This is a genomic window from Lysobacter sp. HA18, assembly GCF_054057595.1.
The window spans coordinates 2,642,953-2,665,013 of record NZ_JBSRZL010000001.1 but is presented as its reverse complement, the minus strand read 5'-3'; the positions used below and the strand labels follow the sequence as shown (position 1 = coordinate 2,665,013).

The window sequence follows — 22,061 nt, the reverse complement described above, 5'->3', positions numbered from 1 at the left end:
GATCTAAACACGGTCAAGCGCCGATGTCAGCTTCGACTGGCGCATCGAGGAATAATTCCAGCACGTCGTTGGTGAACCGCCGGCCCACCTCGGTGGGCCATACGCGCTCCGCGTCCTGCGCCAGCCAGCCCCGTTCAAGGGCTTCCGCGATGGGGCCGTCGATCGCGTCCCGAGGCAGGCCGGTGCGCGATTCGAACTGCGACCACGCGAAGCCTTCGTGCAGGCGCAGCGCATTGAGCATGAATTCGAAGGGCCGACGCGCCGGCTCGATGCGCTCGTCGCCGCCGATCGCCGCGCCCGTGCCGGCCGTCTCGAGATACTTGGTCGGGTGCTTGTGCTTCCAGCGACGCAGGATCGTCTGCTCGGCGCCCATCGTGATCTTGCCGTGCGCGCCGGCGCCGATGCCGAGGTAGTCGCCGAATCGCCAATAGTTGAGGTTGTGCGCGGATCGGTGGCCCGGCCGGGCGTAGGCGCTCGTCTCGTAGTGCTCGTAGCCGGCCCGCGCGAGCAGCGCCTGGCAATGCTCCTGCATGTCCCAGGCGAGATCGTCGTCGGGGATGTTCTTCGGCGGGCGCGCGGCGAAGACCGTGTTGGGCTCGAGCGTGAGCTGGTAGTGCGAGATATGCGTCGGCGCGAGTTCGATCGCGCGTTCGACGTCGCGCTCCGCCATCGCGAGGCTCTGGCCGGGCAACGCGTACATCAGGTCGAGATTGAGCTCGTCGAAGCCTGCGTCCTGCGCCTGGCGGATCGCGTTCGCCGCCTGCGCGGAATCGTGGATGCGACCGAGGCGTTCAAGACAGCCGTCGTCGAAGCTCTGCACGCCGAAGCTCAGGCGATTGACGCCGGCGGCGCGGTAATCGGCGAGCTTGCCGAACTCCGATGTGCCGGGGTTGGTCTCGAGCGTGATCTCGCAGTCCGGCGCGAAGCGCAGGCGCGAACTCGCCGCCTGCAGGAAGCGGTCAATGAGATCGGCCGGCATCAGGCTCGGCGTGCCGCCGCCGAAGAACACGGTACGGATGGTCCGGCCCCAGACCAGCGGAAGATCGAAGTCGAGGTCGGCGATCAACGCATCGACGTACTGCGTCAGCGGAAGCTCGCCGCGGCCCTGGTGTGAATTGAAATCGCAGTACGGGCACTTCTTCACACACCACGGCACATGCACGTAGAGCGAGAGCGGCGGGGTGGTGAGGCTCATGCGGGTGAGGCGTCGTGCGGCTGGCGGGCGGGCCCATGTTCGGGCATGCCGGCCAGCGCGTCGAGCAACGGCGCGTCAATGCGCGTGCGACGACGGCCGTGCACGATCAGCCACATCGTGATCGCGCGCGCGGTCGCATGCGACGACGACGGTGCGCTCAGCACCAGCACCACGCCGAAGCGATCGGCCTCGACGCGAAGCCGGCACCACGGCAGCCGCGTGCGCCGATAGCGCAGACACGCGACCTGTCGCGCCGGCAGGAGCCGGTACGCATAACCGGTGGTGGCATCGCGTAACTGCAGAGCGGGGCCGTCGACTGCCGCCCACTGCACGCGCGACATCACGGCCAGGGTCATCGCCAGCACGACGACGACCGCGACCATCGGCCCCAGCACGACGCCCGCCACGATCGACGCGACAACCGTCGCCACGCCTGCCGACACGGCCACGGCGATGCGCGACTGCCAACCGACATCGAGGTCTTCCCGAAGCATGCTCATGTCGACCTCCACTCCGCGAGTCGCGACCGCAATACATCGACGGCGCGTCCGCGGTGGCTGATGCGCGCCTTGGTGTCCGCATCAAGCTCGGCCGCGGACACGCCGCGCTCGACGTCGAGGAACACCGGGTCGTAGCCGAATCCGCCGGCGCCGCGCGGTGCATCGAGAATGCGCCCGTGCCAGCTGCCTTCGGCGACCACCGGTCGTGGATCGGTCGCGTGTCGCAGCAGCACGATGGCTGCATGGAAATACGCGCCGCGTTCCGCGTCGCCGCGTCCGCGCAACTCACCGAGCAGCTTGTCGATGTTCGCGGCCGGGTTCGCCGGCTCGCCGGCATAGCGCGCGGAATACAGTCCGGGCGCACCGCCGAGCACGTCGACGCAAAGGCCCGAGTCGTCCGCCAGCGCGGGAAGGCCGGTGACGCGCGCCGCATTGCGCGCCTTGAGCAGCGCGTTTTCGACGAACGTCAGGCCGGTCTCTTCGACGTCCTCGACGCCGAGCTCGCCCTGCGCGATGCAATCGAAACCCAGCGGCGCGAGCAGGCGCTCGAACTCGGCAAGCTTGCCCGGGTTGCCACTGGCGACCACGACTTTCATGCGCGTCATCCTGACGCCCGGCGGGTGTACGCCGGGTGGATCAGCGACCCAGCGCCTCGCGCTGGAATGCGACGAGCTGCGCGATTCCGCGTTCGGCCAGATCGGTCAGCGCATTCAATTCCTCGCGCCGGAACGCATGGCCCTCGGCCGTGCCCTGCAGCTCGATGAAACCGCCGCCGTCGTTCATGACGACGTTCATGTCGGTGTCGCAGTCGCTGTCTTCGGCGTAGTCGAGATCGAGCACCGGCACGCCGCGATACACGCCGACCGACACCGCCGCCACCGCGCCCAGCACGAAGTCGCGCTTGATCTCGCCGCGACCGAGCAGCCATTGCGCCGCATCGACCAGCGCGACGTACGCGCCAGTGATCGCCGCGGTGCGCGTGCCGCCGTCGGCCTGCAATACATCGCAGTCGAGCGTGATCGTGCGTTCGCCGAGCGCGCGACGGTCGACGCAGGCGCGCAGCGAACGGCCGATCAGGCGCTGGATTTCGAGCGTGCGTCCGCCCTGCTTGCCGCGCGAGGCTTCGCGGTCGTTACGGGTATTGGTCGAGCGCGGAAGCATTCCGTACTCGGCCGTGACCCAGCCTTCGCCCTTGCCGCGCAGGAAGCCGGGCACCTTGGATTCGACGGTCGCCGTGCAGAGCACGCGCGTCTCGCCGAACTCGATCAGCACCGAGCCTTCGGCATGTTTGGTGAAGCCGCGGGTGATGCGCACGGGGCGTAATGCATCGGGCGCGCGCCCGGAGGGACGGGCGAAACTGGCGGTCGCGCTCATGGGCGGCGATATCCGGGCGACGGCGCGTGAGCGTACCATCCACGCCCCGCAGCACCGGCAGCGAACCGCATGTCCATCCGCAGCATGACCGCCTTCGCGAGCGGCGAATCCATCACGCCGTGGGGCACGCTCGCCTGCGAACTGCGCTCGGTGAACCACCGCTTCCTCGAGATCGCCACGCGCCTGCCCGACGAGCTGCGTGCGCTCGAACCCGCCCTTCGTGAGCGCATCGGCGCGCGCATCAGCCGCGGCAAGGTGGACGTCAGCTTCCGCCTGCGTGCGGCCGACGGCGGCGGCGCGCTGCAGGTCAATCGCGAACGCCTCGCCGAGCTCGCCCGCCTGTCGCGCGAACTCGAAACCGACTTCCCCGGCCTGCGCACCGATTTCTCCCAGCTGCTGCAGATCCCCGGCGTCGTGAAAGGCGAGGGCATCGATCCCGCCGCGCTGCATGCCGACGCGCTGGCGCTGCTCGATCGCGTGCTCGAGGAGTTCGTCGCCTCGCGCGAACGCGAAGGCTCCAAGCTCGCGCAGGCGATCACCGAACGGCTCGACGGCATCTCCGCGATCCGCGACGTGGTGCGCGAATGCATCCCGGCGATCCGCGAAGGCCAGCGCACGCGACTGGAGACGCGCTTGGCCGACCTGCCGACGCCGGTCGACCCCGGCCGCATCGAGCAGGAACTCGTTCTCGCGCTGCAGAAGCTCGACGTCGACGAAGAGCTCGATCGTTTGGACGCGCATCTCGCCGAAGCACGGCGCGTGCTCAAGCTGCGCGAGGCGGTCGGTCGTCGCCTCGACTTCCTGCTGCAGGAGTTCAACCGCGAGGCGAATACGCTGGGCAGCAAGTCGGTCGACAGCCGCACCTCGTCGGCGGCGATCGACCTCAAGGTGCTGATCGACCAGATCCGCGAGCAGGTCCAGAACATCGAGTGACGGCCGCCCGGCCGGAACGCCGCGCCGCCGGAGCGGTTAGGATTCGGCAGCCCGGCCCCGCCGACACCCGCAGACCCGAACGGCCCATGCGCGGAACCCTCTTCATCGTCGCGGCGCCCTCGGGCGCGGGCAAATCGAGCATCGTCAACGCGGTGCTCGCCCGCGATCCGAATATCTCGCTGTCGATCTCGTTCACCTCGCGCGCGCCGCGCCCGGGTGAGCGGCACGCCGAGCACTACCACTTCGTCACCGCGGACGACTTCCAGGCCATGGTCGCCGCCGGCGACTTCTTCGAGCACGCCCGCGTACACGGCGACTGGAAGGGCACGGCGCGGCAGTCGGTCGAGCCGCAGTTGAATTCCGGCCGCGACGTGCTGCTGGAGATCGACTGGCAGGGCGCCCGCCAGGTTCGCGCCAAGGTGCCGGACGCAATCAGCGTATTCATCCTACCGCCGTCGCGTGCGGCGCTCGACGAGCGCATGCGCAAGCGCGGGCAGGACAGCGAGGACGTGATCGCGCAGCGCCTGGCCGCCGCCCGCGACGAGATGAGCCACTACGGCGAGTTCGACTACCTGGTGGTCAACGAAGACTTCCAGACCGCGGTGTCCGAGATGTGCGCGATCTTCACCGCCAGCCGCCTGCGCCGCGACCCGCAGGTCGCGCGGCACTCGCGGCTCATCACGGCGTTGCTGGTCGACGACCCGTCGTAAGCGGTCGGTTGCGGTCTAACTGACTGATTCCAAAGGAAAGGCTTGCCTCGATGCCGGGGCGGCCCTACACTGCCAGCCCCTTTCGAATCACGTGGCGCGCCGTCCGGCCGCCGGGAGCCCGCATGGCCCGCATCACCGTAGAAGACTGCCTGCAGGTCGTCGACAACCGCTTCGAGCTCGTCATGATGGCGTCCAAGCGCGCCCGTCAGCTCGCCGCCGGCGTCGACGCCCAGCTCGAGAACGAAGCCAACGACAAGCCGACGGTGCTGGCGCTGCGCGAGATCGCCGCGCGCCGCATCGACAACGAATACATCGACGCGGTCGAGAAGGCCGAGCGCGAGCGCAAGGAGCGCGAGGCGCTGGAGTGGGCCGCGGCGGAAGTCGTCGCCGACGACGACCTCTCGAAGGGCGACGACTGATCCTCGCGATCGTCCCGCTGCGAACAGGCCCCGCTCCGGCGGGGCTTGTCGTTTCTGAGGTTCGTCACGCTTCGTTGCTCGCGGTGAACCGGCGGCCGAATGCAGCCGCTTAAAACGTTGCGTGGTCGGGACGCGGACGTATAGTCGGTCGTAATGAGTTCGTTCGATCGCGTCGCCAGCCCGAAGCCCGTCGCGCCTCCGCCGGTGTCCACCGACGAGGCGCCGGAGTACGTTCTCGAACTCGAGAAGGCGGCGTCTTACCTGGGCGACGACCAGCGCGCGCTGCTCCGCAAGGCATGGCGCCTCGGCGCGGCCGCCCATGCGGGCCAGACCCGCAAGTCGGGCGAGCCCTACATCACCCATCCGGTCGCCGTTGCCAAGGTGCTGGCCGAGCAGGGGCTGGACGCCGAAACGCTGATCGCGGCGATCCTGCACGACACGCTGGAAGACACCGAGCTGAGCCACGAGCAGCTCACCAGCGAGTTCGGGCCGACGGTCGCCGAGCTGGTAGACGGTGTCACCAAGCTCGACAAGCTGCAGTTCCGCGACCGGCAGGAAGCGGCGGCCGAGAGCTTCCGCAAGATGCTGCTGGCGATGTCGCGCGATCTGCGCGTCATCCTGATCAAGCTCGCCGACCGCCTGCACAACATGCGCACGCTCGGTGCGCAGAGCCCGGAGTCGAGCAAGCGCATCGCCCGCGAGACGATCGAGATCTACGCGCCGATCGCGCAGCGCCTGGGCATGAACCTGTTCAAGGCCGAGCTGCAGGATCATGGCTTCCGCGCGTTGCATCCGTGGCGGCATGCGGTCATCGCCAAGCGCATACGCACGCAGCCGGTGATGCGCCGCGAACTGCTCGCGCAGATTGAAGCGAATCTCGCGCAGAAGTTGGCGAAAGACAAAGTCATCCACCGCCTCGTGAGCCGGGTGAAGTCGCCGTGGAGCATCTACACCAAGATGCGCACGGAACATAAGAGCTTCCGGCAGGTGATGGACGTCTTCGGCTTCCGCGTCGTGGTGCGCAACGTCGGCGACTGCTATCGCGCGCTCGGTGTGTCGCACAGCGTGTACAAGCCGCTGGATTCGCGCTTCCGTGACTTCATCGCGATTCCCAAGGCGAACGGTTACCAGTCGCTGCACACGGTGCTGTTCGGGCCGTACGGCTCACCGGTCGAAGTGCAGATCCGCACCGAGGAAATGGACCTCGTCGCCGAGCGCGGCATCGCGGCGCACTGGTCGTACAAGTTCGGCGGCGACGGCTACAACAGCGCGCAGAACCGTGCACATCACTGGATCACGAACCTTGTTGAAAGCCAGCGATCCGCCGGCTCGTCGCTCGAGTTCCTCGAGAACGTCAAGGTCGACCTGTTCCCGGACGAGGTCTACGTGTTCACGCCGAAGGGCGACATCCTCTCGCTGCCGCGCAATTCCACCGCACTCGACTTCGCGTTCGCCGTGCACACCGATATCGGCAAGACGGCCGTTGCCGCACGCGTCGATGGCAAGCTCGTTCCACTGCGCACCAAGCTCGCCAGCGGCCAGCGCATCGACATCATCACCGCGCGCTCGGCGACGCCGAAGCCGCAGTGGTTGGAGTTCGTGGTCACCGGCAAGGCGCGCACCGCGATCCGCCAGCAGCTGAAGCAGCTCGAGCACGAGGACGCGGTGCAGATCGGCCATCGCATGCTCGATCGCGCGCTCGAATCGCTCGAGACATCGCTCGAACGCGTGCCACCCGTCAGGCTGGAGGCCTACCTCGCGGAGAACCGCTATCCGCGACTGGAAGCGTTGCTGGCGGACATCGCACTCGGCAACCGCATGCCGTCGCAGGTCGCCTTAGCGCTCGTGCGCGAACGCGGCGCGAACCTGAAGCCGCGCGCCGAAGACCTCATCGACGGCGTGCAGGACCGCATCCTCATCACCGGTCACGAGAAGGGGGTCATCTCGTTCGCGAGTTGCTGCCTTCCGGTGCCGGGCGACGAAATCATGGGCTATCACACGGCCGGGCGCGGCATCGTCGTGCATCGACTGGACTGCCCGAACGTTGCCGAATACCGGAAGTCGCCCGATCGCTGGGTGCCGATCGGCTGGGATCGCGAAGTGCGCGGCGATTTCCATGCCGCGCTCAAGATCGAGGTCGACAATCGTCCCGGCGCACTCGCGCAGATCGCCGCGGCGATCGCCGATGCGAAGGCGAACATCGACCGTGTCGAATACATCGAGCGCGATGCGAATGTCGCGGTGCTGCGCTTTGGCATCGAAGTGACGGACCGGAAGCATCTGGCCGATGTGATGCGCAAGGTGCGCAAGCTCACCGTCGCGCTTGGCGTGCAGCGCATCTGACGTGTCGAGCATTCCGCAACTGCTGGCCGCCGCCGCGCTCGAAGTGCGGCAACGGGCGACGAGTGCGTCGCTTATCGGCCTGGAAACAGATGAGCTGGAGCAACTGGCGGATCGCCTGATGCAGGCCGCGCAATTGCCGCCCGAAACCGCGATCGCGTCGTTGAAGCTGCTCGCGCGCCTGTTCGGCGACGACCGTGCGGCATGGGCGTCGGTGTCGCCAGCATTCGTCGCACTGATGGATGCCGTGCGGACCCAGGGCACATGAGCGCCGCGCGACGTTCGACGCATCGACACAGCCGGCTGCGAAACGGCGAACGATGAGCACATCGATCCTCCTGCTGGGCGTGCTGCTGAGCTCCATCGGTGTCGGCTATGCGATGTACGGACGCAAACAGCGCGCCGGCATTCCGCTGATATGCGGCATCGCGCTGATGGTCGTGCCGTACTTCATTTCGAGCGCGCTTGTGCTCACGCTGGTCGGTGCGGTGCTCGCGGTGATTCCATGGGTGGTGCGCGTCTAGCGCGACGAACCCGGCGCCGTCGCGTGCAGTGCGACGCCGCCGACGACAATCGACGCCGCGCCACCGCGTACCATTCGGCGCACGTTCCCCGGACCTCATCGCCATGCGCCAGCCGATCCATACCGACCGTGCCCCCGCCGCCATCGGCCCGTACTCGCAGGCCGTGCGCGCCGGCGACACCGTGTTCCTGTCCGGCCAGATCCCGCTCGATCCTGCTACCGGCGAGCTCGTCACAGGCGACATCGCGACGCAGGCGCGCCGCGCGTTCGACAACCTGCGGGCGGTCTGCGAGGCCGCGGGCGGTTCGCTCGATGGCGTGGTGCGGCTCGGGCTCTACCTCACCGATCTCGGCGACTTCGCCGCGGTGAACGCGGTGATGGCCGACTACTTCCAGGCGCCGTATCCGGCGCGCTCCACGATCCAGGTGTCGGGCCTTCCGAAGGGCGCGCACTTCGAGGTCGACGCGATCCTCGTCCTCGGCTGATCGATGCCCCGCGCGGCGCGACCGACGCCAGCCCTCGCGCCGGCCGGCGATGCGCCGCTGACGTCGCTGCGTGGCTGCGGTCCCGCGCTTGCGGAAAAGCTCGCGTCGCGCGGTCTCGCCACGCTGCAGGACCTCTGGCTGCAACTGCCGCGCGGCTACGAGGACCGCACGAAGATCGTGCCGATCCGCGACCTGCAGGCCGGTGCCGCAGCGCAGGTCGAAGGCGTGGTCGAAGCGGTGGAGAAGGGCTTCCGTTATCGACCGATGTTGCGCGTCGCGATCTCCGATGAATCGCATGCAACGCTGGTGTTGCGGTTCTTCCACTTCCGCGCCGCGCAGGTCGCGCAGTTCCAGCCCGGTACGCGGCTGCGGTGCTACGGCACGCCGAGGCTCGGTCCGCAGGGGCTGGAGATCGTGCATCCCAGCTATCGCGTGGTCGAACCGGACGAAGTGCTCGGCAGCGCGCTGGATCCCGTGTATCCGCAGATCGAAGGCGTCGCGCCGGCGACGTTGCGTCGCCTGATCGGGCTCGCGATCGAACGTCTGCCGTCGGACGATGCGCTCGAACTGTTGCCGACGTCGTGGTGGGCGGATCTCGGGTTTCCGTCGCTGCGGCAGGCGCTGGTGACCGTGCATCGACCGTCCGCTGACGACGACATCGCCGCGCTGCTATCGGGCCGGCATCCTGCGCAGCGTCGACTCGCGCTGGAAGAACTGCTCGCGCATCACCTGAGCCTGCGAGGCCAGCGGCGTGCTCACCGTGCACATCGCGCGCCCGCACTCTCCGACGCACGCTTCGCCAGCCGCCTGCGCGACGCATTGCCATTCGCGCTCACCAATGCACAGTCGCGCGTGTTCGCCGAAGTCGCGGTCGACCTTGCGGAACCGGTCCCGATGTTGCGCCTCGTGCAGGGCGATGTCGGTTCCGGCAAGACCGTCGTCGCGGCGATGGCCGCGCTGCTCGCCGTCGGCAGTCGCAGGCAGGCCGCGTTGATGGCGCCAACGGAACTTCTCGCCGAGCAGCACCTGACCAATCTGCGCGGCTGGCTGGAGCCGCTCGGCTTGCGTGTGACATGGCTGGCCGGCAAGGTCACCGGCAAGGCGCGCGCTAAGGTGCTGGCGGATGTCGCATCGGGCGAAGCGCAGGTCGTCGTCGGCACGCATGCGCTGATGCAGGAAGGCGTCGCGTTCCACGACCTTGCGCTCGCGATCGTCGACGAACAACACCGCTTCGGCGTGCACCAGCGACTCGCACTCGTCGACAAGGGCTCGCTCGCGCACGGCACCGTGCCGCATCAGCTGGTGATGACGGCCACGCCCATCCCGCGAACGCTGGCGATGGCTGCATATGCGGATCTCGATGTTTCCACCATCGACGAACTGCCGCCCGGTCGTACGCCTGTCACGACCGTCGTGCTCGGATCGGATCGACGCCCGGAACTGGTCGAACGCATCCGTCGTGCATGCGCGGAAGGCCGTCAGGCGTACTGGGTCTGCACGCTGATCGACGAGAGCGATGAGGTTGTCGCCAAGGCCGCACAGACCACGTTCGAGGAGCTCACCGCACAGCTGCCCGAGTTGCGCCTCGGCATCGTGCACGGCCGCATGCGCCCGGCGGAAAAGCAGGCCGCGATGCTCGCGTTCAAGAATGGTGAGACCGATCTGCTGGTTGCGACGACGGTGATCGAAGTCGGCGTCGACGTGCCGAACGCGTCGCTGATGATCATCGAGAACGCCGAGCGTCTCGGCCTATCGCAGCTGCACCAGTTACGTGGGCGGGTAGGGCGCGGCAGCGCGGCGTCGAGCTGCGTGCTGCTGTACCAGCCACCGCTGTCGCAGATGGCGCGCGAGCGGCTGTCGACGATGCGAGAAACCAACGACGGCTTCGTCATCGCCGAGCGCGATCTCGAACTGCGCGGCCCCGGCGAACTGCTCGGTACGCGACAGACCGGCCTAGCCGAATTCCGCGTTGCAGATCTCACGCGTGACGCCGACCTGCTGCCGCGCGTGCACGAACTCGGCGAACGCATCGCCGAACGCGCGCCGGAACTCGCCGCGCGGGTCGTCGCACGCTGGGTCGGCGGGGCTGTGCGCTACGCGTCGGCGTGACGTCCCGCGCGCTTCGCGCATAATCGGTCGATGAACGAACGCATCCCGCTCCTCATCGATACCGACCCCGGCGTGGACGACGCGCTGGCCCTGCTGATGGCCTTCAACGACACGCGCCACGACGTCGTCGGCCTGACGATCGCCGCCGGCAATGTCGGCCTCGAACACACGGTCGCCAACGCGCTCAAGCTGTGCGAAGTCGCGAACGTCGACGTGCCGGTGTTTTCCGGTTGCGCGTCACCGCTGCTGCATCCCGCGCGCGACGCGGCCTACGTGCACGGCCGCGACGGCTTCGGCGACACCGGTTACACGAAGGCCGCAAAACAGGCCGAAGCCGAGCACGCGGCGCTCGCGATCCTTCGCCTGTCACACGAATATTCGGGACGGTTGCTGGTCGTCGCGCTTGGCCCACTGACCAACATCGCGCTCGCGCTGAGGCTCGATCCGACGCTGCCGTCGCGCGTCGGACGTTTCGTTGTGATGGGCGGTGCGGTCACCGCGCACGGCAACATCACGCCGGCGGCCGAGTTCAACATCGCCTTCGACCCGGAAGCCGCGAAGATCGTGTTCGACGCGTTCCCGCACATCGACCTCGCCGACTGGGAGGCGACCGTCGCCCACGGCTTCGCGCACGACGAGGTCGAGCGCTGGCTCAAGGCCGACCACCCGAAGGCGCGGTTCTACGACTCGATCTCGAAGCAGACCCGCACGTGGTCCAGCGACCGCCGCGGCGATCACTGGCACGCCGCCGATGCGCTGGCGATGGCGTATGCGCTTGAACCCGACGGCGCGAGGGAGTTGGTGGACCGCCCGGTCGCGATTGAACTCGAAGGCCGCCACACGCGCGGCGCGACTATCGTGGACTGGCGCCGCGAGGGCGGGGCGACCGACAACTGCCGCATCCTGATGCGCTACGACCAGACGCGTTTCGAGCGCCTCATGCGCGAAGCGCTGGGCGCCTGACGACGTTCAGCCGCCCGGCCCATCACATGGCTTGCACGACTCCGGGGCGGCCCGTATACTGCCGGGCTCCCCGAATCTAGATTGGTGAATGCCATGAAAGCCGGCATCCATCCCGAGTACCGCGACGTCATCTTCCAGGACGTCACCACCGATTTCTCGTTCCTGACCCGTTCGACGATTCCCTCCAAGGAATCGATCAAGTGGGAAGACGGCAACGAGTACCCGCTTGTGAAAGTCGATATCTCCTCGGCCTCGCACCCGTTCTATACGGGCAAGCACAAGATCGTGGACACCAGCGGTCGCGTGGACAAGTTCCGCAAGCGTTACGCCCAGAAGTAATTCGGTCGCGGGTTCGCCCGCACCGATGTCGTACGACGGCCGCCTCAGGGCGGCCGTTTGCGTTTGGGCGGCCGCAACGCGCGTCCACACGTCGCCCGCAGCCCTTCTCCGGTGTCTGCCATTGGACATTCGGCACAGCCAGCCGACGCAGGCGTATGTGCGATAATCCGCGGCTTGCAAAGCGACCGCTAACGACCTTTCTCCTTCGCGCGGCGACACCGCGCATGCCCCACAGGAGCGCTCCGTGTCCGACACCAAATCCGGCCTGCAGCAGGTCACCCTGACCGCCGGCGATGCCACCGTGACCCTGCCCGTGCAGCACCCGACCCTGGGCGCGCCGTGCATCGACATCGCCAAGCTGCCGAAGGAAACCGGCTGCTTCACGTACGACCCCGGCTTCACTGCGACCGCGAGTTGCAAGTCGGCGATCACCTACATCGACGGCGATGCCGGCGTGCTGCTCTATCGCGGCTACCCGATCGAGCAACTGGCCGAGAAGTCGAGCTTCCTCGAAGTCGCCTACCTGCTCATGAACGGCGAACTGCCGAACAAGCAGGAGTTCGACAGCTTCGAGCACGAGGTCACGCATCACACGATGATGCATGAGGCCTTCCGCACGTTCCTCTACGGCTTCCGCCACGACGCGCATCCGATGGCGATGCTGGTCGGCATGCTCGGCTCGATGGCGAGCTTCTATCACAACGAACTCGATCTCGAGGACCCGGCGCAGCGCCGCCTCGCGGCGATCCGTCTGATCGCGAAGGTGCCGACGATCGCTGCCGCCTGCCATCGTTATTCGATCGGCTGGCCGATTCGCTACCCGAAGAATTCGCTCGACTACACCACGCGCTTCCTGCACATGATGAAGGAAGTGCCGGCCGAGCCGCTGGAACTCAATCCGGTCGCCGCGAAGGCGCTGGACCTGCTCTTCATCCTGCACGCCGACCACGAGCAGAACGCGTCGACGTCGACCGTGCGACTGATCGGTTCCACCGGCGCGAACCCCTACGCGTGCATCGCGGGCGGCGTCGCGGCGCTGTGGGGCCCGGCGCATGGCGGTGCGAACGAAGCAGTGCTCAAGATGCTCGCCGAGATCGGTCGTCCGGAAAACGTGGGCAGCGCGGTCGAGAAGGCGAAGGACAAGAACTCGGGCTTCCGCCTGATGGGCTTCGGCCATCGCGTCTACAAGAATTACGACCCGCGCGCGGCGCTGGTGCGCAAGATGACGCACGACGTGCTCGGCGAACTCGGCGTCAACGATCCGCTGCTCGAAGTCGCGCTGAAGCTGGAAGAAGCCGCGCTGAAGGACGAGTACTTCGTACAGCGCAAGCTGTATCCGAACGTCGACTTCTACTCGGGGCTGATCTACAAGGCGCTGGGCATTCCGGTCGAGATGTTCACCGTGATGTTCGCGATCGCGCGCACCGCGGGCTGGGTCAGCCACTGGCTGGAACAGCAGGAAGATCCGGAGAACAAGATCGGTCGTCCGCGCCAGATCTACACCGGCGCCGTGCAGCGCGACTACGTGGATGCGTCTAAGCGCTGATTCGCCTCGATCACGCTGCACACGAAGGAAGCCGCGGCATGTCCGCGGCTTCTTCGTTTCCGGCATCCGTGTTTTCGATAACGCAGTCGTCAGCCAAGTCCGCGCTCGAAATCGTCGATTTCCGTTTCGGCGATGACCTGCTGCAACAGCGCGACGTTCGCACGGCGCATCGGCTTTTCGTCCACCGGTGAGAGCGGCGCCTGACGCAGCACGTCGTGCGGCAGCACCGTGAGGTCGAAGGGCAGGCCGTCGGCGCTGAACACCCAGACGGGAAATTCTTCGTCGCGGTGACGGTCGAGGCGCACGCGACGGCTGCGCGATTGCGCCGGGACGTGGTGATCGTCGAGGAAGCGGTGCACCGCGTCCGGGTCGTCGACATGAAGATGCAGCGTCACTGGCGATCGCGCGTCGGCAGTTCCTTCCAGCACGGGGCCTACTAGGCGCGGATCGAACACACGGAAGAATCGAAGCGCTTCCAGTGCGGCATCGCGACGTCGCCGCAGTTCACCCGCGTTGTCACGTCCGAACAGACGCTGATACTGGCGCAGCGCGGCTTCGATTTCGGTATTGCGCGGCAGCGATGCGTCGTCGTGGATGCCGAGGCGTTCGGCCGCCTTGAGCTTGGCCTGGTGATAGTCGGCGATGCCGCTTTCGGCCATCAATCGCGCCGCTTCGCCGGCGAGTTGTTCGCGACGCTCGCGAAGTCGCGACTGCGCGTGCAGGTGGGCGTGCTGACGGGCAGGGCGCATGGCGAGGCTCCGTGGCAGGCTGAGGCGATGAACCGCCGCCGGCACGCGCCGGCACCTTCACGCTAGCACGCAGTTGTCGACGCCCGGTGTGGTGGCGTCGACATCCGTTCAGCCGATCAGAAGATGTCGAACGACTCTTCCGAACCCGAGTCCTGCTGCTGCGACGACGGGCCGTAGTCGATGTCGCTCTGCATGCGCTCGAGGTCTTCCTGCTTCACCCATTCGGTGATGCCGCCGGTGCCGCCCGGAATCAATCGACCGCCCGCACCGACGGTGACCTTGACCATGCCGTCCGGTGGATCGTTCGGCTGGATCGGCTGATCCTTGAGCGCGACGCGCATGTAGTCGATCCAGATCGGCAGTGCCGCCTTGCCGCCGTACTCGCGGTAGCCCAGCGACTTGAAGTCGTCGCGGCCCACCCAGACGGTGGTGATGTACGGGCCGCCGAAGCCGGAGAACCAGGCGTCGCGGTGGTCGTTCGTCGAACCGGTCTTGCCGCCGACGTCCTCACGGCCGAGCACCTTCGCTGCAGTGCCGGTGCCGCGCTGCACGACGTCGCGCAGGATCGAGACGATCTGGTAGCCGATGCGTTCGTCGATCGCGCGCGGCGCGAGCGCCATGCCGGTCATGTCGATCTTCTTCGACTTGGACGCATCGGCGGTCGCGTTCGCGCCCGGCTTCGCGCTGCTGTCGGTCGCGCCTGCGGCAGGTGCGGGGCCGAGGTTAAAGCCGTCGACTACAGCGGTCTGCGTCTGCACCGCGCCGCCGGTGGAGTTGGCGACGACCGCGCAGCCGTGGCAGCCCACGAGCGGCTTTTCCTTGAAGATCACCGCGCCGTTGCGGTCCTTCACCGTGTCGATGAACCACGGCGTGATGCGGTAGCCGCCGTTGTAGAACGCGGCGTAGCCACGTGCGACCGACAGCGGCGTCAGCGACGCCGTACCGAGCGACATCGACAGGTTCGGCGGCAGTTCTTTTTCGTCGAAGCCGAAGTGGCTTATGTACTTGCGCGCGTAGTCGACGCCGATCGCGTCGAGCAGTCGCACCGACACCAGGTTGCGCGACTGCACCATCGCTTCGCGAAGGCGCATCGGGCCCGCGAAGTCGCCGGTGTCGTTCTGCGGACGCCACAGATGGCCGACGCGATCCTTGAACACGACGGGCGCGTCGAGAACGATCGAGGCGGGGTTGAACCCGCGTTCGAACGCCGACGAATACACGAACGGCTTGAAGCTCGAACCCGGCTGGCGCTTGGCCTGCACGGCGCGGTTGAACTTGTTGCCGGCGAAGCTGTAGCCGCCGGTAAGCGCACGCAGCGCGCCGTTCATGGCGTCGATCGATACCAGCGCGGCCTGCGCCTTCGGCAACTGATCGAGGCGGTAGCTCGTCGCCCCGTCAGCTGGAGGCGGCGTCTTCGCGTCGGTGGCGGGCACGATGCGATGCACGCGCACCATGTCGCCGCGGTGCAGCGTCGCCAAGCTCATGCCCGGCCATGCATGTGCGCCGTCGATCGTGAGCGTGCGGCCGTCGACCAGCGCGACTTCCGCCTCACCCGCACGCGCCGACATCACCACTGCCGGAATCAGCTCGCCCTGCGCCGGATACGGCACGAGGCGACGCCCGGCCGCGCGCGCATCGTCGGCGTCGCTCAGGTCGAAATGACGTTCCGCACCGCGCCAGCCGTGGCGTACGTCGTACACATGCAGGCCTTCGCGCACCGCGGCGTCGGCCGCGACCTGCAGCGTCGGATCGATCGTCGTATAGACGTGGTAGCCCTTGGTCAGCGCCTCGGGGCCGTAGCGGTTGAGCATTTCCTGCCGGACCATTTCCGACACGTACGGCGCATACACCTCGACCGGGCGCTCGTGCGGCGTGGCGTGCATCGGCACGGCCTTCGACTCGGCCGCCTGCGCCGCGCTGATGAACTTCAGCTGCGCCATACGATCGAGGATGTAGTCGCGGCGCAGCTTCGCGCGCTCGGGGTTGCTGATCGGGTTGGCGCTGGACGGGAACTTCGGAATGCCCGCGAGCGAAGCCATTTCGTCGAGCGAAAGCTGCGCGAGCGGCTTGCCGTAGTAGTACTCGGCCGCAGCGGCGATGCCGTAGGCGCGGTTACCGAAGAAGCTGACGTTGAGGTAGAGCTCGAAGATCTCGTCCTTGCTGAGTTCGCGCTCCATGCGCATCGCCAGCATCATCTCGGCGAGCTTGCGCGTGTAGCTGTACTCGTTGCTCAGGAAGAACTGGCGCGCCACCTGCTGGGTGATGGTCGAGCCGCCCGGAACGCGCTTGTCGTTGGTGGTTGCCAACAGCCAGAACCGCGCGCGCGACGCCGGTGAAGTCGACGCCGTGGTGCTGGTAGAAGCGCGAGTCCTCGATGGCGATGAACGCCTTCTTCTGGAGGTCGGGGACCTTCTCGATGTCCACCGGGTAGCGACGGGTCTCGCCGAACAGCGCCATCAAGCGGCCGTCCTTGGCGTAGACGTACATGGGTTCCTGGAGCTGGACGTCGCGGAGGGTCTCGACGTCGGGGAGCTTGGGGGCGATGACCGCGTAGAGCGCACCGGCCGCAATCAGGCCGAGGACCAGCAGGCCGGCGCTCGCGAACAGCGCCCAGCGGAGAAGACGACGGAAACGGGGCATCGAGGACGGTCGCGTAAAGAATTCGATAAGAGTGAGTATAGAGGACGGTCCGAGGGGCAAAGTCGGCGTCTACGTCGGAATTCCGGCGATCGGGCAGCTCAACCGTTCATCCTTTTGGTGACGGGTTTTTGTCGGAGGCATCACGAATCGTGATGGCCCGGTTGCCACGGGGTGAAAAGTCCGTTATCTAGGCAGTGCCGCAAGAAGTGCGTCCCAACGCCTGCGGCAGGGGAGATTCGAAGTGGGCGTGATCACGAAGAGCCAGCCGGTCCTGGTTGGCGTGGATATCAGTTCGACCGCGGTCAAGCTGTTGCAGCTCACCCGAGCCGGCAACCGCTACCGCGTCGAGCATTACGCGGTGGAACCGCTGCCGCCCAATGCCGTGGTGGAAAAGAACATCGTCGAGGTCGAGGCGGTGGGCGAAGCCATCAAGCGCGCCGTGGCCCGGTCGGGCACTCGCGCCAAGGGGGCCGCTGCCGCGGTCGCCGGGTCGGCGGTCATCACGAAAGTCATTCCGATGCCGTCGGATCTCGACGGTGACGAGCTCGAGGCGCAGGTCGAACTGGAAGCGGCGAACTACGTGCCGTACCCGATCGACGAAGTGAACCTCGACTTCGAAGTCCTGGGCCCGATGCCGAACACGCCGGACACCGTGCAGGTGCTGCTGGCGGCGTCGCGCTCGGAGAACGTCGAGATCCGCGCCTCCGCGCTCGAGCTCGGTGGCCTCACGGCCCGGGTGATGGACGTCGAGAGCTTCGCGATCGAGAACGCCTTCGCGCTCCTGTCCGAGCAGCTGAAGACGCCGCGCGACGGGCTCGTCGCGATGGTCGACTCCGGCGCGACGATGACGACGCTCTACGTCCTCCGCAACGGCCGCACCATCTACAGCCGCGAGCAGGTCTTCGGCGGCAAGCAGCTCACCGATGAAGTGATGCGCCGCTACGGCCTGTCCTACGAGGAAGCCGGCCAGGCCAAGCGCCAGGGCGGCCTGCCCGAGGGCTACCAGACCGAAGTGCTGGAGCCGTTCAAGGAGGCGATGGTCCAGCAGATCAGCCGCCTGCTGCAGTTCTTCTACGCCGGCAGCGAATTCAACCGCGTCGACCAGCTCGTCATCGCCGGTGGCGGTGCCTCGATCACCGGCATCGACCGGATGCTCGAGGACCAGCTCGGCGTGCCGACGATGGTCGCCAACCCGCTCGCGAACATGACGCTGGGGCCGCGCGTGCAGCCGCACGCCCTCGCGCAGGACGCGCCCTCGCTCATGATCGCCTGCGGGCTCGCGCTGAGGAGCTTCGACTGATGGCACGCATCAATCTCCTCCCGTGGCGTGCCGAGCGCCGAAAGCAGCGCCAGAAGGAGTTCGGCTGGATGCTCGGCGCGACCGCCATTGGCGCGCTCGTGCTCGCGATGGGCATCAACATGTATTACGGCGCGCAGATCGACGGCCAGACGGAGCGCAACGCGTTCGTGCAGACGCAGATCGACGACGTCGACAAGCAGATCGCCGAGATCGCTGAACTTAACAAGACGAAGGCACGCCTGCTGGCGCGTAAGGAAGTCATCGAGAAGCTGCAGGCCAGCCGCTCGCAGATGGTCCATCTGTTCGACTCGCTGGTCCGCACGATTCCCGACGGCGTGGTGCTGACGTCGATCAAGCAGGACGACCAGTCGCTCACGCTGGAGGGGCGTTCGCAGTCGAACGCACGCGTCAGTACCTACATGCGCAACCTGGAAAGCTCGGGTTGGATGAGCGATCCGCAGCTCTCGGTCATCGAGGCGAAGGGCGAGGACAAGGGTTTGCCGTACCAGTTCACGCTCAGCGTCAAGCTCGCGGATCCGAACGCGCCGCGTGACACGGACGGCGACGGCATTCCGGATGCAACGCCAGCCACCCCGGCGGTGACGCCCGCTGCGACGACGGCGGCGCCTGCGGCAACACCAGCTCCGGCAGCCCCAACGCCGGCCGCCACCCCCGCTGCGCCCGCCTCGGCACCCGCCACGTCGACCACTCCGGGAGCCAAGTCGTGAGCCGCAATTTCGACCTCAAAAGCTTGGATTTCAACAACATCGGCTCGTGGCCGCGCGAAGCCAAGGCCGTGTTCTGCGCGATCATCGGGCTGCTCATCATCGGCCTGTTCTGGTACCTGTTCATCGGTGACAAGCGCGACGAGCTGAGTGGCCTTGAGCACACCGAATCCGATCTGCGCCAGACCTACGAAAAGAAGCAGGGCGAAGCGGCGAACCTCGGCGCGCTCAAGCAACAGCTCGTGCAGATGGAGGCACAGCTGCAGCAGATGCTTCGTCAGCTGCCGAGCAAGAACGAGATGCCAGACCTGATCGTCGACATTTCGCAGACGGCACTCGCGACCGGCATCACCAATGAACTGTTCCAGCCGGGCGACGAGCAGCCGAAGGACTTCTACGCCGAGAAGCCGATTGCGCTGCGCATGGTCGGCACGTACCACCAGTTTGGTGCCTTCATGAGCGGCGTGGCGTCGTTGCCGCGCGTGGTCATCATGACCATGCACGACATCTCGCTGAAGCCGAAGAACGCACCCGCCGCCAACGGCGTTGGGGCGAACGACGGACTGCTGGAGCTGTCGGGTACGGTCAAGACGTACCGCTACCTCGACGAAGAAGAAGTCGCGAAGCAGGCGACGCCGGCCAATGGCCAGGCGCCTGCAAACGGTCAGCCGGCCAACGGCGCGAAGGGAGGCTGACATGCAGACGATGCGATCCACGATCGTCCGGAGCTTCGTGCTCGCCGCCGCCCTCGCGGGTTGCGCGCGGGGCATCACGAGCCGGCCCGGCGACGCACCGAACCTTGAGAAGTGGGTGGACGGCGTCAAGGCGCGTCCGGCGCCGCCGCTCGATCCGCTTCCGGTGATGCAGCAGTTCGAGACATTCGAGTATTCCGCGCAGTCGCTGCGCGATCCGTTCAGCCGCGCCTTCACCGATGACGGCGGCGGCAATGGGCCGCGTCCGGACTCGGCGCGTCGCAAGCAACCGCTCGAAGCCTTCCCGCTCGATAGCCTCGACATGGTCGGCACGTTGGGCAAGGGCGCAGGCGTTACCGCACTCGTGATGGCGCCCGACAAGGTGACCTATCGCGTGCGGGCAGGGGACTACATGGGGCAGTCCGACGGCCGCGTAACCGCGGTGTTCGAGGACCGCATCGAGCTGGTGGAACTGGTGCCCGACGGGGCCGGTGGCTGGCTTGAACGGCCAGCCACGCTGGCACTCGACGACAACAAGTGATGCTGAGGGGATGAGGATCATGATTTCGAATACTGCCCAATCCGCAAGGACGGCCCGTCCCCTGATCGGGGCCCGGTTGGCGGGACTCGCCCTCGGCATGCTGGCGGCACTCGGCAGCGTCCAGGCCGCACCACCTGCACCACCTGCACCCGCGGCATCGGTCGCTCCGGCACCGAGCCTGGATCCGGCCAAGCAATTGCCGGGCACCGTCTCGGTCGCGGACATCGACTTCAAGCGTGGCGAAGACGGCGCAGGCCGACTCGTCGTGCACTTCAGCGGTGACGGCGCCATGCCTGACCTGCGGAAGAGCGCGTCGAACGTCATTGTCGATATCGGCAACGCGCAGCTGCCGGCCAACCTGCGCAAAACGCTGGACGTGAGCGACTTCGCCACGCCGGTCACGCGCATCGATCCGCGCAGCAGCGGCGCCGGGACGCAACTCGTGCTCGACACCAGCGGCTCGTTCGATTCGATGGCGTACCAGACCGGCCGCGACTACATCGTCGAGATCTCGCCGAAGTCGGCCACCAGCTCGCGCGCCGTGGGCGGTACGTCCGATGTCCGCGCTGCCGCTGCGCAGCTGACCGCGGCGAATGCGAGCTCGCGTTACGCGGGCAAGCCGGTGACGTTCAACTTCCAGGACGTGCCTGTGCGCACCGTCCTGCAGCTGATCGCGGAAGAGTCGGGCCTGAACCTCGTCGCTTCGGACACGGTCCAAGGCAACGTGACCCTTCGCCTTATCAATGTGCCGTGGGATCAGGCACTCGACATCGTCCTGCAGGCCAAGGGCCTCGACAAGCGCCGCAACGGCAACGTCGTGTGGGTCGCCCCGCAGGCTGAGATCGCGAAGTACGAGCAGGACAAGGAAGACGCGCGTATCGCGATCGACAATCGCACGGACCTGGTGACAGAGTACGTGCAGATCAACTATCACAATGCGGATGCGATCTTCAAGGCGTTGACGGAAGCGAAGGGAATTGGCGGAGCTGGCTCCGGCGGCGGTGCGGGAAGCAGTCAGACCGGTGACACCGGGTTCCTGTCGGCACGCGGCCGGCTTGTGTCGGATGAACGTACCAACACTTTGATGATCAGCGACATTCCGAAGAAAGTCGCGGCTATGAAGGAGTTGATCCGCGTGATCGACCGCCCGGTCGACCAGGTGGTGATCGAGGCGCGCGTCGTCATCGCAACGGACACATTCTCGCGCGAACTTGGTGCGAAGTTCGGCATCAGCGGTGCTTCGGGCAAGGCGGGTGATCGTAGTTCGCTTGGCTTCGGTGGCTCCGCCGAAGCGTCTGCCGCCAATGCCGCGTCTCGCGGAAGTGCTGTCTCGACGGGAACTGCTGCTGCCATCACCCGGTCGCTGATGACCAATCTCCCTGTCACCAATCCCGCAGGCTCGATCGGCCTTTCGATCCTCAACGCTGGGTATCTGCTCGACGCCGAACTCTCGGCGCTCCAAACGGAAGGTCGCGGCGAAGTGATCTCGAACCCGCGCGTGGTTACGAGCAACCAGCGCGAAGCGGTCATCACCCAGGGTAAGGAAGTCGGCTACGTCACCATTACTCCGGCTGTCGCCGGTAGCGTTGCCACGCCGAACGTCCAGTTCAAGGACGTCGTCCTGCAGATGCGCGTGACCCCGACGATCACGAACGATGGCCGTGTGTTCCTCAACATGTCCGTCAAGAAGGACGAAGTCGAAGGCTTCATTGACACCTCGATCGGCCAGGTTCCGCAGATCAGCAAGCGCGAAGTGAACACCGCGGTGCTGGTCGAGGACGGGCAGACGGTGGTGATCGGCGGCGTCTACGAGTTCACCGATCGCAAGGACATCACCAAGGTGCCGTTCCTCGCCGACATTCCGTGGCTGGGCAACCTGTTCAAGAAGAACGGCCGCACCAAGGACAAGGCGGAGCTGCTGATCTTCGTGACGCCGAAGGTGCTGCACGTCGCGCAGCGCTGAGCGGTCGCGAGCAAT

21 protein-coding genes and 1 pseudogene are annotated in these 22,061 nt (G+C 66.8%); 16 read left to right on the top strand and 6 right to left on the bottom strand.

Going from position 1 to position 22,061, the window contains the following annotated elements; genetic code table 11:
• Window positions 1-13: 13 nt before the first annotated feature.
• Genes hemW through rph form a run of 4 tightly spaced genes read right to left on the bottom strand, consistent with a single transcriptional unit; the run spans window position 14 to window position 3,069 of the window.
• Window positions 14-1,195, bottom strand: coding sequence for a radical SAM family heme chaperone HemW (gene hemW / locus ACVWWW_RS13085; protein ID WP_027082020.1), 1,182 nt, complete (start codon window positions 1,193-1,195; stop codon window positions 14-16).
• The gene (locus tag ACVWWW_RS13080) at window positions 1,192-1,695 is read right to left on the bottom strand and encodes a hypothetical protein (protein ID WP_155914125.1); all 504 of its coding nucleotides are present in this window, start codon (window positions 1,693-1,695) and stop codon (window positions 1,192-1,194) included. The genes hemW and ACVWWW_RS13080 overlap by 4 nt, the downstream gene beginning before the upstream one ends.
• Window positions 1,692-2,291, bottom strand: a complete 600-nt coding sequence (rdgB, locus tag ACVWWW_RS13075; protein ID WP_027082022.1) for an RdgB/HAM1 family non-canonical purine NTP pyrophosphatase — start codon at window positions 2,289-2,291, stop codon at window positions 1,692-1,694. The genes ACVWWW_RS13080 and rdgB overlap by 4 nt, the downstream gene beginning before the upstream one ends.
• A gap of 40 nt (window positions 2,292-2,331) precedes the next feature.
• The gene (rph, locus tag ACVWWW_RS13070; protein WP_027082023.1) at window positions 2,332-3,069 is read right to left on the bottom strand and encodes a ribonuclease PH; all 738 of its coding nucleotides are present in this window, start codon (window positions 3,067-3,069) and stop codon (window positions 2,332-2,334) included.
• Between the two features lie 84 nt (window positions 3,070-3,153).
• Here rph and ACVWWW_RS13065 point away from each other — a divergent pair, with 84 nt between their 5' ends.
• The 11 genes from ACVWWW_RS13065 to ACVWWW_RS13015 all read left to right on the top strand — a co-directional run bounded on the left by ACVWWW_RS13065 (window position 3,154) and on the right by ACVWWW_RS13015 (window position 13,436).
• Entirely contained in the window at window positions 3,154-4,002 is an 849-nt protein-coding gene (locus tag ACVWWW_RS13065; RefSeq protein WP_027082024.1) for a YicC/YloC family endoribonuclease, read from the top strand.
• A gap of 86 nt (window positions 4,003-4,088) precedes the next feature.
• Window positions 4,089-4,712 carry a guanylate kinase gene (gmk, locus tag ACVWWW_RS13060; protein WP_027082025.1) on the top strand — a complete coding sequence of 208 codons (624 nt, stop codon included), beginning with the start codon at window positions 4,089-4,091 and terminating at the stop codon, window positions 4,710-4,712.
• Between the two features lie 122 nt (window positions 4,713-4,834).
• A complete protein-coding gene (gene rpoZ, locus ACVWWW_RS13055) occupies window positions 4,835-5,131 on the top strand; it encodes a DNA-directed RNA polymerase subunit omega (protein WP_027082026.1) in 297 nt (98 codons plus the stop codon).
• 153 nt (window positions 5,132-5,284) lie between these two features.
• On the top strand, window positions 5,285-7,474 hold the full coding sequence (locus ACVWWW_RS13050) for a RelA/SpoT family protein (RefSeq protein ID WP_036141032.1): 2,190 nt from the start codon (window positions 5,285-5,287) through the stop codon (window positions 7,472-7,474).
• A 1-nt stretch (window position 7,475) separates the two neighbouring features.
• Window positions 7,476-7,739 carry a hypothetical protein gene (locus tag ACVWWW_RS13045; RefSeq protein ID WP_027082028.1) on the top strand — a complete coding sequence of 88 codons (264 nt, stop codon included), beginning with the start codon at window positions 7,476-7,478 and terminating at the stop codon, window positions 7,737-7,739.
• Window positions 7,740-7,791: 52 nt separating this feature from the next.
• Window positions 7,792-7,995 (top strand): hypothetical protein, encoded by a 204-nt coding sequence (locus ACVWWW_RS13040; RefSeq protein ID WP_027082029.1) that lies wholly within the window; start codon window positions 7,792-7,794, stop codon window positions 7,993-7,995.
• A 103-nt stretch (window positions 7,996-8,098) separates the two neighbouring features.
• A complete protein-coding gene (locus ACVWWW_RS13035; RefSeq protein ID WP_027082030.1) occupies window positions 8,099-8,479 on the top strand; it encodes a RidA family protein in 381 nt (126 codons plus the stop codon).
• Window positions 8,480-8,482: 3 nt separating this feature from the next.
• Window positions 8,483-10,588, top strand: coding sequence for an ATP-dependent DNA helicase RecG (recG, locus tag ACVWWW_RS13030; RefSeq protein ID WP_027082031.1), 2,106 nt, complete (start codon window positions 8,483-8,485; stop codon window positions 10,586-10,588).
• A gap of 30 nt (window positions 10,589-10,618) precedes the next feature.
• The gene (locus ACVWWW_RS13025; protein ID WP_027082032.1) at window positions 10,619-11,551 is read left to right on the top strand and encodes a nucleoside hydrolase; all 933 of its coding nucleotides are present in this window, start codon (window positions 10,619-10,621) and stop codon (window positions 11,549-11,551) included.
• A 93-nt stretch (window positions 11,552-11,644) separates the two neighbouring features.
• Complete coding sequence (locus tag ACVWWW_RS13020; RefSeq protein WP_027082033.1) at window positions 11,645-11,890, top strand: type B 50S ribosomal protein L31; 246 nt, start codon at window positions 11,645-11,647, stop codon at window positions 11,888-11,890.
• A gap of 244 nt (window positions 11,891-12,134) precedes the next feature.
• Window positions 12,135-13,436 carry a citrate synthase gene (locus ACVWWW_RS13015; RefSeq protein ID WP_027082034.1) on the top strand — a complete coding sequence of 434 codons (1,302 nt, stop codon included), beginning with the start codon at window positions 12,135-12,137 and terminating at the stop codon, window positions 13,434-13,436.
• Window positions 13,437-13,525: 89 nt separating this feature from the next.
• Here ACVWWW_RS13015 and ACVWWW_RS13010 read toward each other — a convergent pair whose 3' ends face one another.
• Complete coding sequence (locus ACVWWW_RS13010) at window positions 13,526-14,185, bottom strand: hypothetical protein (protein WP_027082035.1); 660 nt, start codon at window positions 14,183-14,185, stop codon at window positions 13,526-13,528.
• Between the two features lie 116 nt (window positions 14,186-14,301).
• Window positions 14,302-16,825, bottom strand: a pseudogene (locus tag ACVWWW_RS13005) (penicillin-binding protein 1A).
• A gap of 241 nt (window positions 16,826-17,066) precedes the next feature.
• On the opposite strand from ACVWWW_RS13005, the gene ACVWWW_RS13000 reads away from it, so the two are divergent.
• The 5 genes from ACVWWW_RS13000 to ACVWWW_RS12980 all read left to right on the top strand — a co-directional run bounded on the left by ACVWWW_RS13000 (window position 17,067) and on the right by ACVWWW_RS12980 (window position 22,046).
• The gene (locus ACVWWW_RS13000; protein WP_027082037.1) at window positions 17,067-18,125 is read left to right on the top strand and encodes a pilus assembly protein PilM; all 1,059 of its coding nucleotides are present in this window, start codon (window positions 17,067-17,069) and stop codon (window positions 18,123-18,125) included.
• The gene (locus ACVWWW_RS12995) at window positions 18,125-18,853 is read left to right on the top strand and encodes a PilN domain-containing protein (RefSeq protein ID WP_027082038.1); all 729 of its coding nucleotides are present in this window, start codon (window positions 18,125-18,127) and stop codon (window positions 18,851-18,853) included. The genes ACVWWW_RS13000 and ACVWWW_RS12995 overlap by 1 nt, the downstream gene beginning before the upstream one ends.
• Window positions 18,850-19,545 carry a type 4a pilus biogenesis protein PilO gene (locus ACVWWW_RS12990; RefSeq protein WP_027082039.1) on the top strand — a complete coding sequence of 232 codons (696 nt, stop codon included), beginning with the start codon at window positions 18,850-18,852 and terminating at the stop codon, window positions 19,543-19,545. Before ACVWWW_RS12995 ends, ACVWWW_RS12990 begins: the two co-directional genes overlap by 4 nt.
• A gap of 10 nt (window positions 19,546-19,555) precedes the next feature.
• Window positions 19,556-20,083 (top strand): pilus assembly protein PilP, encoded by a 528-nt coding sequence (locus ACVWWW_RS12985; protein WP_036141297.1) that lies wholly within the window; start codon window positions 19,556-19,558, stop codon window positions 20,081-20,083.
• Window positions 20,084-20,180: 97 nt separating this feature from the next.
• Window positions 20,181-22,046: a type IV pilus secretin PilQ family protein gene (locus tag ACVWWW_RS12980; protein ID WP_155914144.1), complete on the top strand. Its 1,866-nt coding sequence runs from the start codon at window positions 20,181-20,183 to the stop codon at window positions 22,044-22,046.
• Window positions 22,047-22,061 lie beyond the last annotated feature (15 nt).

Coding starts and splice junctions, on each gene's coding strand:
- hemW (WP_027082020.1), bottom strand. CDS start 1,195: ATGAGCCTCACCACCCCGCCGCTCTCGCTCTACGTGCATGTGCCGTGG.
- ACVWWW_RS13080 (WP_155914125.1), bottom strand. CDS start 1,695: ATGAGCATGCTTCGGGAAGACCTCGATGTCGGTTGGCAGTCGCGCATC.
- rdgB (WP_027082022.1), bottom strand. CDS start 2,291: ATGAAAGTCGTGGTCGCCAGTGGCAACCCGGGCAAGCTTGCCGAGTTC.
- rph (WP_027082023.1), bottom strand. CDS start 3,069: ATGAGCGCGACCGCCAGTTTCGCCCGTCCCTCCGGGCGCGCGCCCGAT.
- ACVWWW_RS13065 (WP_027082024.1), top strand. CDS start 3,154: ATGACCGCCTTCGCGAGCGGCGAATCCATCACGCCGTGGGGCACGCTC.
- gmk (WP_027082025.1), top strand. CDS start 4,089: ATGCGCGGAACCCTCTTCATCGTCGCGGCGCCCTCGGGCGCGGGCAAA.
- rpoZ (WP_027082026.1), top strand. CDS start 4,835: ATGGCCCGCATCACCGTAGAAGACTGCCTGCAGGTCGTCGACAACCGC.
- ACVWWW_RS13050 (WP_036141032.1), top strand. CDS start 5,285: ATGAGTTCGTTCGATCGCGTCGCCAGCCCGAAGCCCGTCGCGCCTCCG.
- ACVWWW_RS13040 (WP_027082029.1), top strand. CDS start 7,792: ATGAGCACATCGATCCTCCTGCTGGGCGTGCTGCTGAGCTCCATCGGT.
- ACVWWW_RS13035 (WP_027082030.1), top strand. CDS start 8,099: ATGCGCCAGCCGATCCATACCGACCGTGCCCCCGCCGCCATCGGCCCG.
- recG (WP_027082031.1), top strand. CDS start 8,483: ATGCCCCGCGCGGCGCGACCGACGCCAGCCCTCGCGCCGGCCGGCGAT.
- ACVWWW_RS13025 (WP_027082032.1), top strand. CDS start 10,619: ATGAACGAACGCATCCCGCTCCTCATCGATACCGACCCCGGCGTGGAC.
- ACVWWW_RS13020 (WP_027082033.1), top strand. CDS start 11,645: ATGAAAGCCGGCATCCATCCCGAGTACCGCGACGTCATCTTCCAGGAC.
- ACVWWW_RS13010 (WP_027082035.1), bottom strand. CDS start 14,185: ATGCGCCCTGCCCGTCAGCACGCCCACCTGCACGCGCAGTCGCGACTT.
- ACVWWW_RS12995 (WP_027082038.1), top strand. CDS start 18,125: ATGGCACGCATCAATCTCCTCCCGTGGCGTGCCGAGCGCCGAAAGCAG.
- ACVWWW_RS12985 (WP_036141297.1), top strand. CDS start 19,556: ATGCGATCCACGATCGTCCGGAGCTTCGTGCTCGCCGCCGCCCTCGCG.
- ACVWWW_RS12980 (WP_155914144.1), top strand. CDS start 20,181: ATGCTGGCGGCACTCGGCAGCGTCCAGGCCGCACCACCTGCACCACCT.